The 14,777-nt window shown below is 68.8% G+C and carries 13 protein-coding genes and 1 tRNA gene; 7 read left to right on the top strand and 7 right to left on the bottom strand.

Going from position 1 to position 14,777, the window contains the following annotated elements; all coding sequences use genetic code 11:
* Nucleotides 1–6: 6 nt before the first annotated feature.
* Genes BM436_RS12320 through glpK form a run of 4 tightly spaced genes read left to right on the top strand, consistent with a single transcriptional unit; the run spans nucleotide 7 to nucleotide 4,791 of the window.
* Complete coding sequence (locus BM436_RS12320) at nucleotides 7–903, top strand: alpha/beta hydrolase (RefSeq protein ID WP_093555809.1); 897 nt, start codon at nucleotides 7–9, stop codon at nucleotides 901–903.
* Nucleotides 900–1,748 carry a TetR/AcrR family transcriptional regulator gene (locus BM436_RS12315; RefSeq protein WP_093555808.1) on the top strand — a complete coding sequence of 283 codons (849 nt, stop codon included), beginning with the start codon at nucleotides 900–902 and terminating at the stop codon, nucleotides 1,746–1,748. The genes BM436_RS12320 and BM436_RS12315 overlap by 4 nt, the downstream gene beginning before the upstream one ends.
* A complete protein-coding gene (gene glpD, locus BM436_RS12310) occupies nucleotides 1,745–3,307 on the top strand; it encodes a glycerol-3-phosphate dehydrogenase (protein ID WP_093555807.1) in 1,563 nt (520 codons plus the stop codon). The genes BM436_RS12315 and glpD overlap by 4 nt, the downstream gene beginning before the upstream one ends.
* Nucleotides 3,304–4,791, top strand: a complete 1,488-nt coding sequence (gene glpK / locus BM436_RS12305; RefSeq protein ID WP_093555806.1) for a glycerol kinase GlpK — start codon at nucleotides 3,304–3,306, stop codon at nucleotides 4,789–4,791. Before glpD ends, glpK begins: the two co-directional genes overlap by 4 nt.
* 66 nt (nucleotides 4,792–4,857) lie before the next feature.
* Here glpK and BM436_RS12300 read toward each other — a convergent pair whose 3' ends face one another.
* Nucleotides 4,858–5,304, bottom strand: a complete 447-nt coding sequence (locus tag BM436_RS12300; protein ID WP_093555805.1) for a TadE/TadG family type IV pilus assembly protein — start codon at nucleotides 5,302–5,304, stop codon at nucleotides 4,858–4,860.
* 158 nt (nucleotides 5,305–5,462) lie between these two features.
* Nucleotides 5,463–5,539 (bottom strand) — tRNA-Pro (locus tag BM436_RS12295).
* A gap of 153 nt (nucleotides 5,540–5,692) precedes the next feature.
* Here BM436_RS12295 and BM436_RS12290 point away from each other — a divergent pair.
* Both BM436_RS12290 and BM436_RS12285 read left to right on the top strand, forming a co-directional pair.
* Nucleotides 5,693–6,028, top strand: a complete 336-nt coding sequence (locus BM436_RS12290; RefSeq protein WP_143133095.1) for a hypothetical protein — start codon at nucleotides 5,693–5,695, stop codon at nucleotides 6,026–6,028.
* 3 nt (nucleotides 6,029–6,031) lie between these two features.
* A complete protein-coding gene (locus BM436_RS12285; protein WP_093555803.1) occupies nucleotides 6,032–6,859 on the top strand; it encodes an SIR2 family NAD-dependent protein deacylase in 828 nt (275 codons plus the stop codon).
* Between the two features lie 40 nt (nucleotides 6,860–6,899).
* Here the strand turns inward: BM436_RS12285 and BM436_RS12280 are convergent, their stop codons facing one another.
* Both BM436_RS12280 and BM436_RS12275 read right to left on the bottom strand, forming a co-directional pair.
* Complete coding sequence (locus tag BM436_RS12280; protein ID WP_371859635.1) at nucleotides 6,900–7,604, bottom strand: fumarylacetoacetate hydrolase family protein; 705 nt, start codon at nucleotides 7,602–7,604, stop codon at nucleotides 6,900–6,902.
* Between the two features lie 17 nt (nucleotides 7,605–7,621).
* Nucleotides 7,622–8,233 carry a TetR/AcrR family transcriptional regulator gene (locus BM436_RS12275; protein WP_093555801.1) on the bottom strand — a complete coding sequence of 204 codons (612 nt, stop codon included), beginning with the start codon at nucleotides 8,231–8,233 and terminating at the stop codon, nucleotides 7,622–7,624.
* Between the two features lie 124 nt (nucleotides 8,234–8,357).
* On the opposite strand from BM436_RS12275, the gene BM436_RS12270 reads away from it, so the two are divergent.
* On the top strand, nucleotides 8,358–8,846 hold the full coding sequence (locus tag BM436_RS12270; protein WP_093555800.1) for a GNAT family N-acetyltransferase: 489 nt from the start codon (nucleotides 8,358–8,360) through the stop codon (nucleotides 8,844–8,846).
* On the opposite strand, the gene BM436_RS12265 is transcribed toward BM436_RS12270, so the two are convergent.
* Genes BM436_RS12265 through BM436_RS12255 form a run of 3 tightly spaced genes read right to left on the bottom strand, consistent with a single transcriptional unit; the run spans nucleotide 8,841 to nucleotide 14,613 of the window.
* Complete coding sequence (locus tag BM436_RS12265) at nucleotides 8,841–10,247, bottom strand: efflux transporter outer membrane subunit (RefSeq protein WP_093555799.1); 1,407 nt, start codon at nucleotides 10,245–10,247, stop codon at nucleotides 8,841–8,843. The genes BM436_RS12270 and BM436_RS12265 overlap by 6 nt on opposite strands.
* A gap of 1 nt (nucleotide 10,248) precedes the next feature.
* The gene (locus BM436_RS12260) at nucleotides 10,249–13,389 is read right to left on the bottom strand and encodes an efflux RND transporter permease subunit (protein ID WP_093555798.1); all 3,141 of its coding nucleotides are present in this window, start codon (nucleotides 13,387–13,389) and stop codon (nucleotides 10,249–10,251) included.
* 15 nt (nucleotides 13,390–13,404) lie between these two features.
* Nucleotides 13,405–14,613 carry an efflux RND transporter periplasmic adaptor subunit gene (locus BM436_RS12255; RefSeq protein ID WP_093555797.1) on the bottom strand — a complete coding sequence of 403 codons (1,209 nt, stop codon included), beginning with the start codon at nucleotides 14,611–14,613 and terminating at the stop codon, nucleotides 13,405–13,407.
* Between the last annotated feature and the right edge of the window lie 164 nt (nucleotides 14,614–14,777).

Below are 14,777 nucleotides of genomic sequence, written 5' to 3'. Positions count from 1 at the left end.
GCAATGATGAGCACACAGGCACAACGCCACACCCTGCGGGCCGGCGACGGCCGGGAGATCGAGACCATGTCATGGGGGCGCGGCGCGCCGCGGGCGATCGTGCAGATCGTCCACGGCATGGCCGAGCATTCGGCCCGCTACCAGCACGTGGCCGAGGCGCTGGTGGACGCCGGCTACGGCGTGGTCGCCAGCGAGCATCGCGGGCACGGCCGGCTGGCGCGGGAAAAGGGCGAGCTGGGTGACTTCGGCCCGCGCGGCTTCCAGGGGCTGGTGGACGACATGGCGACGGTGTCGCGCCACATCCGCGCCACGCATCCCGGCGTGCCGCTCGTCATGCTGGCGCACAGCATGGGATCGATGGCCGCGCAGATCTACCTGCTCGACCACGCGGACCTGCTGCACGCCTGCGCCTTGTCCGGCACCACGGCGCTGGAGCTGCTCGACCCGAGGGTGTCCGGCTGGACGGTCGAAGGGGCCAACGCCACGGTGCCGAACGCCCGCACGCCGGTGGACTGGCTCAGCCGCGACCCGGCCGTGCCGGACGCCTACGTGGCGGATCCGCTGTGCGGCTTCGCGCTGACGCTGGAATCGCTGTTCTCCATCTTCGACACCGGCGCGCGCACGGCCGATCCGGCGCAGCTGGAGCGCATGCCGAAGGACCTGCCGCTGCTGCTGTTCACCGGCGACAGCGATCCGGTCAACGGCATGCTGGCCTGGTTCGACGTGCTGGTGCGGCGCCTGCGCAAGACCGGCATGCGCGACGTGTCCACCCACGTGTATGGCGGCGCGCGGCACGAGGTGCTCAACGAGACCAACCGCGCGGAAGTCATCGCCAACCTGCTGGCGTGGCTGGACCGCGTGCTCGACGGCGTGACCACGCGGCCAGGCGGGAACGCCGCATGAACACGCCATACACGGCCGGCGCGCGCCGCTACGATTCCCCGCTGACCGCGGCGCCGCGGGGCAAGGCGGCGGTACGCGCCTGGCTGCGCCAGCGCCGGGCCTCCGGCCTGCCGCCGCCGTCACCCATGGAGGTGCGCAGCCAGCTGCGCGAATGCCAGCTCGCCCACGAGCGGCTGGCGCGCACGGCGCTCGCCATCGTGCGCCAGCATGGCTTCGACGCGCTGTCGATGGTGCGGCTGGCGCGGCACATGAACGCCAGCCGCAGCGCCATCTACGAGCAGGCCGGCACCATGGCCGCGCTGCAGGCGGTCGTGCTGCGCGCCTACGAGGAGGAGTTCGCGCGCCAGGTGCTCCAAGCGGCGCGGGAGGCGGAGGCCGGCCTGCCCCGGCTCCGCAAGCTGTTCGACGCCAGCGGGGCGCACTTCGCGGGCGAGGCGCGGCACTGCATCTACCTGATGCCTCCGGCGCGCCTCGACAAGCTGCCCGGCGCCCTGGCGGCGTGCGTGGAACTGGGCAAGGCGCGCTGGCGCAACGCCTTCACGCAGGCCATACACGAGGCGATCGCCGCGGGACACCTGGCGCCCGAATGCCAGCCAGGCCCGCTCGCGGCGTCCCTCTTCAAGCTGCTCCACGCCTTGCACGACAGGGCGGCGGACGCCGAGCCGTTCGAGGCCGTGGAACGCACGCATGCCCGCTTCGAGGGCGCGCTGCTGCCGTACCGCGCCGCGCCGCCGGCCGCCGTGGCGTCCGCCCCGGCGCGCGCGCGGCCACCACGCCAGCCCGCCGCCTTCCGCTGGCCGGACTGGCTGATGAGCGGCGCCACCTTAACCAACCAGGCCGAATGAAGATGCGACAGACAGAACAGCTCGAATGCGATGTGCTGGTGGTGGGCGGCGGCATCAACGGCGCCGGCATCGCCCGCGACGCCGCCGGACGCGGCCTCTCCGTCATCCTGTGCGAGCAGGACGACCTCGGCGCGCACACCTCCTCCGCCTCGTCCAAACTGATACACGGCGGCCTGCGCTACCTCCAGTACTACGAATTCGGCCTGGTGCGCAAGGCGCTGCGCGAACGCGAAGTGCTGCTGCGCTCCGCCCCGCACCTGATCCGCGAACTGCGCTTCGTGATGCCGCACGTGCGCGGCCTGCGTCCCGCGTGGATGCTGCGCTGCGGCCTGTTCCTCTACGACCGCCTGGCCAAACGCGAACTGCTGCGCGCCTCGCGCCAGCTGGACCTGACGCTGCATCCCGCCGGTGTGCCGCTGGCGCCCGGGCTGAACCGAGGCTACATCTACTCCGACGCCTGCGTGGACGACGCGCGCCTGGTGGTGCTGAATGCGGTCGCGGCGGCGGAGCACGGCGCCCGCATACTCACCCGCACCCGCCTCGCCGCCGTGGCCGCGCGGGACAAGCGCTGGCACGCGGAGCTGCGCGCCGGCGACGGCGCGCGGATCGACGTGCGCGCGAAAAGCCTGGTCAACGCCAGCGGCGCGTGGGCCATGAAGCTGCACGCCATGGCCGACGGCCCGAAGCAGCGGCCGCTGCGCCTGGTGAAAGGCAGCCATATCGTCGTGCCCAAGCTGTTCGGCCACGACGACGCCTACATCTTCCAGCACGCCGATGGCCGCATCGTCTTCGCCATCCCCTACCAGGAAGAGTACACGCTGATAGGCACCACCGACATCGACTACGACGGCGACCCGAGGGAGGTCCGCATCAGCGAACCGGAAGTCGACTACCTGTGCGGCTTGAGCAACACCTACTTCAAGAACAAGATCGCGCCGGCGGACGTGATCTGGAGCTACGCGGGCGTGCGTCCGCTGGTGGACAACGGCGCGGGCAGCGCCCAGGCGCTGACGCGCGACTACGAGATCGTCACCGACCGGCGCGCGGCGCCACTGCTGTCCGTATTCGGCGGCAAGATCACCACCTACCGCACGCTGGCCGAAAACGCCGTCGACAGCCTGGCCGGGATGATGGAAGTGCCGGGCAAGGCCTGGACGGCCCACGCCTGCCTGCCCGGCGGCGACGTGCTCGGCGCGGGCGCCACGAACGACTCGGTGCGCCACTTCACCCGCTTCGCCACCAGCCTGTGCGCCCGCTACCACTGGCTGCCGCCGGCCCTGGTGCGGCGCTACGCCCACACCTACGGCACCCGCGCCAACCGCATGCTGGACGGCTGCAGGCAATTGAGCGACATGGGTGCGGAGGTGGCGCCGCAGTTGTACGAACGCGAACTTGAATACCTGATGGACGTGGAATGGGCCGCCACGGCGGAAGACGTGCTGTGGCGCCGCACGAAACTCGGCCTGCACGCGCCATCGTCCGCCGCGGCGGCGGTCGATACCTGGATGCGCCTGCGCGGGCACCAGGTTGCCCCCGGCTACAGGACCGCACGGGCATGAGCAACTACGTCCTCGCCCTGGACCAGGGCACATCGAGTTCGCGCGCCGTGCTGTTCGACGGCGAGTGCGGCGTGGTCGGCATGGCGCAGAACGCGTTCCGGCAGATCTTCCCGCGGCCGGGCTGGGTCGAGCACGATCCGCGCGACATCTGGAACTCGCAGCTCTCCGCCGCGCGGCAGGTGCTGGACGCGCATGGCGTCGCCGCCTCCAAGATCGCCGCCATCGGCATCGCCAACCAGCGCGAGACCAGCGTGCTGTGGGACCGCGCCACGAGCCAGCCGTTGATGAACGCCATCGTCTGGCAGGACCGCCGCACGGCCGACCACTGCGCCAGCCTGTGCGAACAGGGTCTGCAAGAACTGGTGCGCGAGAAAACCGGTCTCGTGATCGACGCCTACTTCTCCGCCACCAAGCTGAAATGGATGCTGGACCACATCCCCGGCGCCCGCCAGCGCGCGGCGCGCGGCGAACTCGCGTTCGGCACCATCGATTCCTGGCTGGTGTACAAGCTCAGTGGCGCGCACGTCACCGACGCCAGCAACGCGTCGCGCACCATGCTGTTCAACATCACGACCATGCAATGGGACCGGCGGTTGCTGGAACTGTTCGACATTCCGGCGTCCGTGCTGCCCGAAGTCGTCTCCAGCAGCGGCGTCATCGCCCACACGCTGCCCGAGCTGCTGGGCGGCGCCGTGCCCATCGCCGGACTGGCCGGCGACCAGCAGGCCGCCACCTTCGGCCAAGCCTGCCACGCGCCGGGCATGGCCAAGAACACCATCGGCACCGGCAGCTTCATGCTGATGAACGTGGGTGGCCGCCCCGCCCCGTCGCGCCACCGCTTGCTGTCCACCGTGGGCTGGTCGCGCGGGAGCGAGGTCACGCACCTGATGGAAGGCAGCGCCTTCATGGCCGGCGCCACCCTGCAATGGCTGCGGGAAGGCCTGGGCATCGTCGACGACGTCGCGCAGGTCGAACGGCTGGCCGGCACCGTCGGCGACGCGGACGGCGTGGTGCTGGTGCCGGCCTTTTCCGGCCTGGGCGCGCCGCACTGGGATCCCTACGCCAGGGGCGCCATACTGGGCCTGCACCGGGGCTCGACCAAGGCGCACATCGCGCGCGCGGCGCTGGAAGGCATCGCGTATCAGACGGTCGATGTACTGCTCGCGATGGAGGCCGACGCGGGCGTCAAACTGTCCGAACTGCGGGTGGACGGCGGCGGCGCGAAGAACGATCTGCTGATGCAGCTGATGGCCGATGCACTGGGCGTGCCCGTGGTGCGGCCGGCGAACATCGAGACGACGGCGCTGGGCGCGGCGCAACTGGCCGGGCTGGGTGTGGGGCTGTGGGATAGCCCGGCCGAATTGGCGGGCCTGTGGCGCGCGCAGCATCGCTTCGCGCCATCGATTTCGGACGACCAGCGGGCGGAGAGGATACTCAGGTGGCGTGAGGCCGTGCGGCGCTCAATGGCTTGGGAAAAGTGTTGAGCCAGGAAAAAGGCCGGGCCGAAGGCTGGCCTTTTTTCCTGGCTCGGAAGACTCGAACTTCCGCGTTCATATGCCCACATAAACGGCTGTGACGTCGGCCGTCAGCAGATCTGTCCTCTGGGATATCTCGGCATAGAAGATATCCTCCATATAGAGGCGCACCACAACCCGGACATTCGTGGGGGTCGTAACGCCCATGCACGACAGCCCGTCGCACTGGACGTCGACGATCACCGGTATCGAGCCCGGCTGAAGGTCCGCCGTTTCCTCCAGGACAATCGATCTCGTGGCCTCCACTGTGGCGGCGATGCGTATGGGGTCGCGCATCTGCGCCAGCGGCACCGACGCCAGGTAACGCACCGCGTCGTGGGCGGCCTTCTGCGCGACCGAGTAGTGCCAGAAGACCCGGCCCAGATACAGCGGCATCGCCAGCAGCACGATTAAGACCGGCAGCAGCAACGCTAGCTCGATTGCGGCGATGCCGCGTTGCGGATGCATGCGTTTGAGGTTCATGTGCTCGCCCGATGATGGTTTTGATCGAGTTTAATCAGGGTTACGCCGAGGCAAGTTGACTAAACACAACATCACGGGATCGGATGGCGTTGCACGGCACCGGGGGGCCCCAAACGAAAAAGGCCAACCCGAAGGCTGGCCTAACTCGTTGAATCTATTGGTCGGGGCGAGAAGATTCGAACTTCCGACCCCTTGCACCCCATGCAAGTACGCTACCAGGCTGCGCTACGCCCCGACGACTGGCGCATTATAGCAGGCGGTTTAAGGATTTGCCATGTTTGTGAAAGGAATAGCGGCTTCTCAACCTTTGCGGTCCCGCAAGCCGGCAAATTCCGCACAAGCGCAGAGTCGTGTGATCGCCCCGAGCCCCACCGAAAGGAGCACGCACATGAGCCCCACCCCGCTTGACAGCACCCCGGGTGCTGACCATCATGGACATGAATCACGCATAGCAAAACTAGAGGTCGGTGTGGACAACTTGGGGCAGGCAGTCACAACTTTACGGGGCGACATGAACGAGGGATTCCGGTCCCTTCGCGCCGCCCTGGACGCTCACCGCGCGGAAATGCGACATGACCTGCAACGGCTGGAGGATAAATTCGACCAAAAGCTCGAGCGCCAGCACCAGGACTCCGCCACGGAAAGGCGCTGGATGATGGGTCTGCTCATCGCCAACTTGCTGGCAACGCTTGGGTTCGCGGCCAAGACCTTGGCGCTCATCTGACCCATGACCATAGAACAAGCCGCCGACCTCATCGCCCAAGCCGACTCGCTCATCATCGCCGCCGGCGCCGGCATGGGCGTCGATTCCGGCCTGCCCGACTTTCGCGGCAACGCCGGCTTCTGGAAAGCCTACCCCGCCCTCGCCCGGGCGCGGCTGGAATTCACCAGCGTCGCCTCGCCGCAAACCTTCCGCGTGGACCCGTCGCTGGCCTGGGGCTTTTACGGCCATCGCCTGCGGCTGTACCGCGACACCAGGCCGCACGCCGGCTTCGACTTGCTGCGCGCCTGGGGCGGGCGGATGGAGCACGGCTATAGCGTCTTCACCAGCAACGTGGATGGGCAGTTCCAGCTGGCGGGTTTCGATCCGCAGCGCATCGTCGAGTGCCACGGCTCCATCCATCACCTGCAATGCATGGCGGCCTGCGACGGCGATATCTGGAGCGCGGACCGGTTCCAGCCGGACGTGGACGCGGCGGCCTGCCGCCTGCGCAACGCGCCGCCGGCCTGTCCGCATTGCGGCAAGCTGGCGCGGCCGAACATACTGATGTTCGGCGACTGGGACTGGCTGGAGCGGCGCTCGGAGGCGCAGGCGGCGCGACAGCAGGCGTGGCTGGCCGGGGTGCGCCGGCCGGTGGTGGTCGAGCTGGGCGCGGGGACGGCGATACCGTCGGTGCGCCACTTCAGCCACGGCATCGTGCAGCGCCATGGCGGACGGCTGATCCGCATCAATCCGCGCGAGCCGGAGGTGCCGGGCCCGCGGGACGTGGGACTGGCGATGGGGGCGCTGGAAGGACTAAGCGCGATCGCGGCGCGACTGGCCAAGCGCGCATAGAACCCGGGTCCCCGCCTTCGCGGGGACGACGGCGTGATGGCTAAACGATTTTCACGGTTATCGGTGACAGGCCCTCGACCTTCCCCACCAGCGTCTGCCCCCGCTTCACCGCGCCCACGCCCTCGGGCGTGCCGCTGAAGATCAAGTCCCCCGGCCGCAGCTCGAACAAGGTCGACAGGTTGGCGATGGTCTCGCCGATCGACCAAATCAAATGCGTGATATGGCTGGACTGCTTGACCACGCCATCGACTTCCAGCGTGATGGCGGCCCGCTCTATCCCGTCCACCTCTTCCGCGCGGTGGATCACGCCGACCGGGGCCGAGTAGTCGAAGGCCTTGCCGATCTCCCACGGCCGGCCCGCGTCCTTCATCTGTCCCTGCAGGTCGCGCCGCGTCATGTCGAAGCCGACCGCGTAACCGAACACGTGGTCCATCGCGTCCGCGACCGCGATGTCGCGCCCGCCCTTGCCGATGGCCACCACCAGTTCGCACTCGTAGTGGTAATTGCTGGTCAGCGGCGGGTACGGGAGCTCGGCCACGCCGGACGCTGGCGCCGGCACGATGGCCGCGTCGTCGCCGGGCTTGCAGAAGAAGAACGGCGGTTCGCGGTCCGGGTCCGAGCCCATTTCGCGGGCGTGGCCGGCGTAGTTGCGGCCGACGCAGTACACGCGCCGGACGGGAAACAGCGCGTCCGTGCCGGCCACCGGCAGGCCGACGACGCCACGCGCGGGGACGACGTAGTTGATGGTCATATTGATAGGTGTCAGGAAAACAGCAGGGCCTTCAGCGTAGCACGGAATCTGGCGATCAGCGCCTCCGCGTCCAGATCGGGGTGGTGCACCACGCGCACGCCCAGGCCCTGGTACAGCGTGATCACCAGTTCCACCAGGCCGTCCAGCGCGAAATCGTCGACCGGCAAATGGTGGCGCTCGCGGGCCGTTTTCAGCATCGCGCGCAGCTGGCCGCGGGAACGCGCGTCGGCGTCGCGCACCACGGCGGCGATGGTCGGGTTGCGCGCGGCCTCGGCCGAAATCTCCAGCGGCAGCGCCCAGGTGTCCCGCTCCAGGTGCTCGCGCACGCTGCGGGCGGTGTCGTCGACGATGGCTTGCAGCGGATCTTCCTGCTGCTCCAGGTTGCGCATGATCGCCGTCACCCGCTCCACGTTCTGTTCGACGAAGGCGGCGATGATGGCGTCCTTGCTGTCGAAGTAGTTGTAGATGTGGCCGGCGCTCATGCCGGCCGCCTTCGATATCTCCGCCATGCTCGCCCCATGGAAGCCGCTGCGCCGGAAACAGGTCTCGGCCGCGTCCAGTACCTGCTGGCGACGCGTCTGCGCGCGCTCGGGGTCGCTATGTCTCTTCTCCACTGTACTCATCCAATAATCCTCGGTTGCTGGCGGTACTGTGGAGAACGCGGCGCGATTTGTCAATTTGCCGCTACAGTGCCCGCTTTTGGTGATACCATAAAGACAACATCAACAGTCACCGGGACGCTACCCCATGATGACTTACAAAACCGCCCCTTCCATCGAGTTGCGCCCGGCCACGCAAGCGGACCAGGCCTTCCTGCAACGCCTGTACCTGAGCACGCGCGGCGCCGAGTCCCGGCTGCACGGCTGCGATCCGTCCACCGAGGCCATGTTGCTGAACCTGCAGTTCAAGGCGCAGCAAACCGATTTCCAGCTGCATTATCCGCACGCCGAGGTCACCGTCATTGTCGAGCGCGACAGTCCGATCGGCCGCCTGTACGTGGATTACCGCACCGACGAGGTGCGCCTGGTGGACCTGAGCCTGCTGCCCGAGTACCGCGGCCGCGGCATCGGCAAGGGCCTGCTGCGCGGCCTGCAGGCGCACGGCCAGCGGCTGGACCTGCCGGTGCGCCTGCAAGTCCTGCTCGGCAATCCCGCGCAGCGCCTGTGCCAGCGCTGCGACTTCGTCATGCAGGGCCTGGACGGCCTGTACGCGACGATGGAGTGGTGCCCCTCATAAATAGCCGCCGCCCAGCACCTTGTACAAGGTGACCTGGTTGCCGGCCCGCGCCAGGCGCACGCCGATCAGGCTTTGCTGCGCCGCGTACAGCGCGCGCTGCGACACCAGCGCGTTCAGGTAGGATTCGCTGCCCTTCTGGTAGCGCGCCTCGTGGATGCGGAAACTCTTCTGTGTGGCCTCCACCAACGCCGTTTGCGACGCCAGCCGCTCGTCCAGCGTGCCGCGCTGCGCCAGCGCGTCCGCCACCTCCCGGAAGGCGGACTGGATGGACCGCTCGTAGCGCGCCACGGCGATGTCGCGGTCCACCTTGGCCACGGCCAGGTTGGCGCGGTTGGCGCCGCCGTCGAAGATGGGCAGGGTCACGCCGGGCATGAAGCTCCAGGTGCCCGAGCCCGCCTTGAACAGGCCGGACAGGGCGCCGCTCGCGCTGCCCGCCGAACCCACCAGCGAAATGCTGGGGAAGAAGGCGGCGCGCGCCGCGCCGATGTTGGCGTTGGCCGCCCGCAGCGCGCGCTCGGCGCCCAGCACGTCCGGCCGGCGTTGCAGCACGTCGGACGGCAGGCCCGCCGGCAGTTCCGCCACGGCGGCCACATTGCCGAGCGCCGCCGGCCGTTGCAGCGCCTCCGGCAACGGCGCGCCCACCAGCAGCGCCAGCGCGTTCTCGCCGGCCGCCACCTCGGCGGTGTACACCGCCATGTCGTTGCGCGCCGCCTCCACGCTGGTCTGCGCCTCGTACATGTCCAGGCCGGACGTGGCCCCGGCCGCGAAGCGCCGCTTGCTCAGCTCATGCGTGATCTGCTGGCTTTTCAGCGTGTCCGCCGCCAGGCGCAGGCGCTCGCGGTCCGCCTGCAATGACAGCCAGGTGTTCGCCACCTCGGCCACCAGCGTGATCTGCTGCGCGCGGCGCGCCTCCTCGGTGCCCAGGTACTGCTGCAACGCCGCCTCGGACAGGCTGCGGACCTTGCCGAAGAAGTCCAGTTCGAACGACACGCCCAGGTTGGCCGTGTACTGGCGGGACAACGCCCCCTGCCCGTTCGCGCCCATATTGTCCGGCGAGCGGGTCGCGGTCTGCCCGCCGGATGCCGACACGTTCGGCGCCAGCGCCGCGCGCTGTATGCCGTACTGCGCGCGCGCCTTCTCGATGTTCAGCGCCGAGACGCGCAGGTCGCGGTTGTTGGCCAGCGCCAGCGCGATGGTCTCGCGCAGCTGCGCGTCGCCGAAGTAGTCGCGCCAGGCGATGTCGGCCGCCGGCCTGGCGTCCGCCGCCACAGGCGCGGGCTGGTAGGCGTCGCCCCGCGGCCAGGCCGCCGTCACCGGCGCGGCGGGACGCTCGTACACCGGCGCCAGGCCGCAGGCGCTCAAGAACATCGTGGCCGCGATGGAAAGTAAAGTCTTTTGCATATCAATGCGCTCCCGCTACGGTGCCGGTGGCGGCTGCCGGTTTCCGTTTCTGGAACAGGCCGCGCACCAGCACAAAGAACACCGGCACGAAGAAGATGCCGAGGAAGGTGGCGGACAACATGCCGCCCAACACGCCGACGCCGATGGCGTTCTGGCTGCCCGAACCTGCGCCGCTCGCGATCGCCAGCGGCAGCACGCCGAGGCCGAAGGCGATGGAGGTCATCAGGATGGGGCGCAGCCGCAGGCGCACCGCCCGCAGCGTCGCCTCCCTCAGTTCCACGCCCTGCTCCTGCAGCTCCTTGGCGAATTCCACGATCAGGATGGCGTTCTTCGCCGCCAGGCCCACCACCGTCAACAGGCCGACCTGGAAGTACACGTCGTTCGACAAGTGGAAGCCCCAGGTCGCGAGCACCGTGCCGATCACGCCCAGCGGCACCACCAGCAGCACCGAGAACGGCACCGACCAGCTTTCATACAGCGCGGCCAGGCACAGGAACACGATCAACAACGACAGCGTGTACAGCACCGGCGTCTGCGAACCGGAGTCGCGCTCCTCCATCGACAGGCCGGTCCACTCGTAGCCTATGCCCGCCGGCAGCCGCGCCGCCAGCTTCTCCATCTCCGCCATCGCGGCGCCCGAGCTGACGCCCGGCGCGGGCATGCCCAGCAGCTCCATCGACGGCACGCCGTTGTAGCGCTCCAGGCGCGGCGACGCATACACCCACTGGCCGCTGGCGAAGGCCGAGAAAGGCACCATCTCGCCGCCGGCGTTGCGCACGAACCACTTGTTCAAGTCCTCCGGCGCCATGCGCGAATCGGCCTGGCCCTGCATGAACACCTTCTTCACGCGGCCGCGGTCGACGAAGTCGTTCACGTAGGCGCTGCCCCAGCCTGTGCTGAGCACCTTGTTCACGTCCGCGATGGACAGGCCCAGGGCGGCGGCGCGCTGCTGGTCGATGCCGATCTTGTACTGCGGCGTGTCGCCCTGGCCGTTGGGCCGCACGCCCGCCAGCAGCGGATTCCTGGCGGCCATGCCCAGCAACTGGTTGCGCGCGGCCATCAGCGCCTCGTGGCCCAGGCCGCCCTGGTCCTGCAACTGCATGTCCCAGCCGCTGGCGTTGCCCAGTTCCAGCACGGCGGGCGGCGCGAAGGCGAACACCATCGCGTCGCGTATCTGCGAGAAGCCGCCCATGGCGCGGCCGACGATGGCCTGCACGCCGTTCTCCTTGCCCGGGCGCTCGGCCCAGTCCTTCATCCTGACGAAGGCGATGCCGGCGTTCTGGCCGTTGCCGCCGAAGCTGAAACCGGCCACTGCGAACACCGAGGCCACGTTGTCCTTTTCCTTCGTGAGGAAATGCTGCTCGACCTGTTCGATCACCTTCAGCGTGCGCTGCTGGGTAGCGCCGGCCGGCAATTGCACCTGGGCGAACAGCACGCCCTGGTCCTCCTCAGGCAGGAAGGAGGTCGGCAGGCGCATGAACAGCAAGGCCAGCGCGCCGATCAGCAGCGCGTACATCAGCATCGAACGGGGGCCCCGGCGCAGCATCGCGCCCACCCAGCCCTGGTACTTGCCGCTGCCGCGGTCGAAGCTGCGGTTGAACCAGCCGAAGAAACCGGTGCTGGCCGCGTGGTGGCCCTTGGCGACGGGCTTCAGGAAGGTCGCGCACAGCGCCGGCGTGAACACCATCGCCACCACCACCGACAAGGCCATGGCGGACACGATGGTCACCGCGAACTGGCGGTAGATCACGCCGGTGGAGCCGCCGAAGAAGGCCATCGGCACGAACACGGCCGACAGCACCAGCGCGATGCCGACCAGCGCGCCGGTGATCTGGCCCATCGACTTCTCGGTCGCCTCCTTGGGCGGCAAGCCCTCCTCCGTCATCACGCGCTCGACGTTCTCCACCACCACGATGGCGTCGTCCACCAGCAGGCCGATCGCCAGCACCATGGCGAACATGGTCAGCGTGTTGATCGAGTAGCCCAGCGCGGACAACACGGCGAAGGTCCCCAGCAGCACCACCGGCACCGCCATGGTCGGGATCAGCGTGGCGCGGAAGTTTTGCAGGAACAGATACATCACCAGGAACACCAGCACCACCGCCTCGGCCAGCGTCTTCACCACCTCCTCGATGGAGAGCTTGACGAAGGGCGTGGTGTCGAAGGCGACGACGGCCTTCATCCCGGCCGGGAAGGTCTTGCCCAGCTGGTCGATCCTGGCCTTGACGGCGTCCGCCGTCTCCAGCGCGTTGGCGCCGGTGGCCAGCTTGACCGCCACGCCGGCGGCGGGGTTGCCGTTGAAGCGCGCCAGCGTGTTGTAGTTCTCGCTGCCCAGCTCTATCGTGGCCACGTCGCGCAGGTGCACGGTGGCGCCGCTGGCGGCGGTCTTCAGCAGGATGGCGCCAAACTGTTCGGGCGTCCGCAGGCGGCTCTGCGCGTTGACGGTGGCGTTCAGCTGCTGGCCCGGCATCGCGGGCGCGCCGCCCAGCTCACCGGCCGAGACTTCCGCGTTCTGCGCGGTGATGGCGGCCGACACGTCGGCCGGCGTGAGCTGGTAGCTTTGCAGCTTGGACGGATCCAGCCAGATGCGCATCGCGTACTGGGAGCCGAACAGGGTCACGTCGCCCACGCCCTGCACGCGGCTGAGCGGGTCGATGACGTTGGCGGCCACGTAGTCGCCCAGGTCGGACTGCTTCATGGCGCCGTTCTCGGAGACGAAGCCCAGCACCATCAGGAAGTTCTTGGTGGACTTGGACACCACCAGGCCCTGCTGCGTGACGGCGGCCGGCAGCAGCGGCGTGGCCAGCTGCAGTTTGTTCTGCACCTGCACCTGCGCGATGTCCGGGCTGGTGCCGTTCTTGAAGGTGAGCGTGATGCTGATGCCGCCGGTCGAATCGCTGCTGGACGACATGTAGCGCAGGCCGTCGATGCCCTTCATCTTCTGTTCGATGACCTGGGTGACCGCGTCCTCCACGGTCCTGGCCGACGCGCCGGGATAGCTGCCGCTGATGGTGATGGCCGGCGGCGCGATGCTGGGATACTGCGAGACCGGCAGGCCCAGGATGGCGATCACGCCCGCGAGCATGATGACGATCGCGACGACCCACGCGAAGATGGGCCGGTTGATAAAGAAACGTGCCATGGTGTCGAGCTCCGCTTAGTTGGCCGCGCGGGGGCCGGGCGCCGCGCCGGCGGCGGCGGCCACGGTGCGCGCGGGTGCCGGCGCCGCGGGCTCGGCGGGGGTGCGGGCCGCCAGCGCGCTGGCGCCGGGCTGGACCTTCTGCACGCCCTCCACGATCACGCGGTCGCCGGCCGACAGGCCGGACTTCACCAGCCACTGGTCGCCCACGGTGGCGCCGGTGACCAGCGCGCGCTGCTCCACCTTGCCCTGCCGGTTCAGCACCAGCGCGGTTGCCTCGCCTTTCGGGTTGCGGGTCACGCCCTGCTGCGGCACCAGGATGGCCCGCTCGTCGACGCCGCTCTCCACGATGGCGCGCACGAACATGCCGGGCAGCAGATCGTGGCGGGGATTGGGGAAGATCGCGCGCAACACCACGTTGCCGGTGCCGGGGTCCACGGTCACGTCGGCGAACTGCAGCTTGCCCGGCTGGGCGTACCGGCTGCCGTCGGCCAGCACCAAGGTCACCCTGGCCTGGCCTCCGCCCCGTTTCAGGCTGCCGTCCTCCATGTCGCGCTTCAGGCGCAGCAAGTCCGTGCTGGACTGGGTCACGTCGACATAGATCGGATCGAGCTGCTGCACGGTGGTCATCGCGGTGGCCTGGCCGGCCGTCACCAGCGCGCCCGGCGTCACGTTCGAGCGGCTGATGCGGCCCGAGATCGGCGCGGCCACCCTGGTGTAATCGAGATTGATGCGCGCCGTTTCCACTGCCGCGGCGGCGGCCTCCACCTCCGCCTTCGCCTGCTCGGCGCCGGCCACGGCGTCGTCGTACTCCTGGCGGCTCACGCCCTCGATGGCCACCAGTTCCTTGTAGCGCGCCACCTTCGGACCGGCCGCCATCAGGTTCGCCCTCGCCTTCGCCAGCGCGGCCTTGGCCGAGTTGTGGGCCGCCTGGTAGGTCGCCGCGTCGATCTGGTACAGCTGCGCGCCGGCCTTCACATCGCCGCCCTCGGCGAACAGGCGTTTCTGGATCAAGCCACCGACTTGCGGGCGCACCTCGGCCACCTGGTAGGCGGCGGTGCGGCCCGGCAGCTCGGTGGTCACCGCGAGGGCGCGCGGCGCCACGGTGTAAATGCCCACTTCCGGCACCTGGGGCGGGTTGACGCCCCCAGGTGCTCCGGCGGTGGTCGGTTTGCAGCCGGCGCTCAGGGCGGCCGCGGAAATCAGTACCAGGGTCAACGGTTTCATATCACACTCTCAGCGTTTCACTTTTTATAGAATGAACGATCATTCTAACAAAGTCAAGCCCAAATACATTTCCGCACAGCAAAAACCGCCCAGGGCTATTATTCCTGCACGGCAAAATCCGCCCTGGGCCTTTTACGGCGCCGGGCGGATCCCGAGAGGCGGAG

This window comes from Pseudoduganella namucuonensis, assembly GCF_900116645.1.
GTDB classification, from domain to species: domain Bacteria; phylum Pseudomonadota; class Gammaproteobacteria; order Burkholderiales; family Burkholderiaceae_D; genus Rugamonas; species Rugamonas namucuonensis.
Note: the sequence above shows the minus strand (reverse complement) of the source record. Positions and strands in the feature narration are given on the sequence as shown.

Excerpts from the sequence above, each read along its gene's own strand:
- BM436_RS12255 (WP_093555797.1), bottom strand. The coding sequence starts at position 14,613 with ATGAAACCGTTGACCCTGGTACTGATTTCCGCGGCCGCCCTGAGCGCC.
- BM436_RS12285 (WP_093555803.1), top strand. The coding sequence starts at position 6,032 with ATGACCATAGAACAAGCCGCCGACCTCATCGCCCAAGCCGACTCGCTC.
- BM436_RS12290 (WP_143133095.1), top strand. The coding sequence starts at position 5,693 with ATGAGCCCCACCCCGCTTGACAGCACCCCGGGTGCTGACCATCATGGA.
- BM436_RS12315 (WP_093555808.1), top strand. The coding sequence starts at position 900 with ATGAACACGCCATACACGGCCGGCGCGCGCCGCTACGATTCCCCGCTG.
- BM436_RS12300 (WP_093555805.1), bottom strand. The coding sequence starts at position 5,304 with ATGAACCTCAAACGCATGCATCCGCAACGCGGCATCGCCGCAATCGAG.
- glpK (WP_093555806.1), top strand. The coding sequence starts at position 3,304 with ATGAGCAACTACGTCCTCGCCCTGGACCAGGGCACATCGAGTTCGCGC.
- glpD (WP_093555807.1), top strand. The coding sequence starts at position 1,745 with ATGAAGATGCGACAGACAGAACAGCTCGAATGCGATGTGCTGGTGGTG.
- BM436_RS12270 (WP_093555800.1), top strand. The coding sequence starts at position 8,358 with ATGATGACTTACAAAACCGCCCCTTCCATCGAGTTGCGCCCGGCCACG.
- BM436_RS12265 (WP_093555799.1), bottom strand. The coding sequence starts at position 10,247 with ATGCAAAAGACTTTACTTTCCATCGCGGCCACGATGTTCTTGAGCGCC.
- BM436_RS12275 (WP_093555801.1), bottom strand. The coding sequence starts at position 8,233 with ATGAGTACAGTGGAGAAGAGACATAGCGACCCCGAGCGCGCGCAGACG.
- BM436_RS12260 (WP_093555798.1), bottom strand. The coding sequence starts at position 13,389 with ATGGCACGTTTCTTTATCAACCGGCCCATCTTCGCGTGGGTCGTCGCG.
- BM436_RS12320 (WP_093555809.1), top strand. The coding sequence starts at position 7 with ATGAGCACACAGGCACAACGCCACACCCTGCGGGCCGGCGACGGCCGG.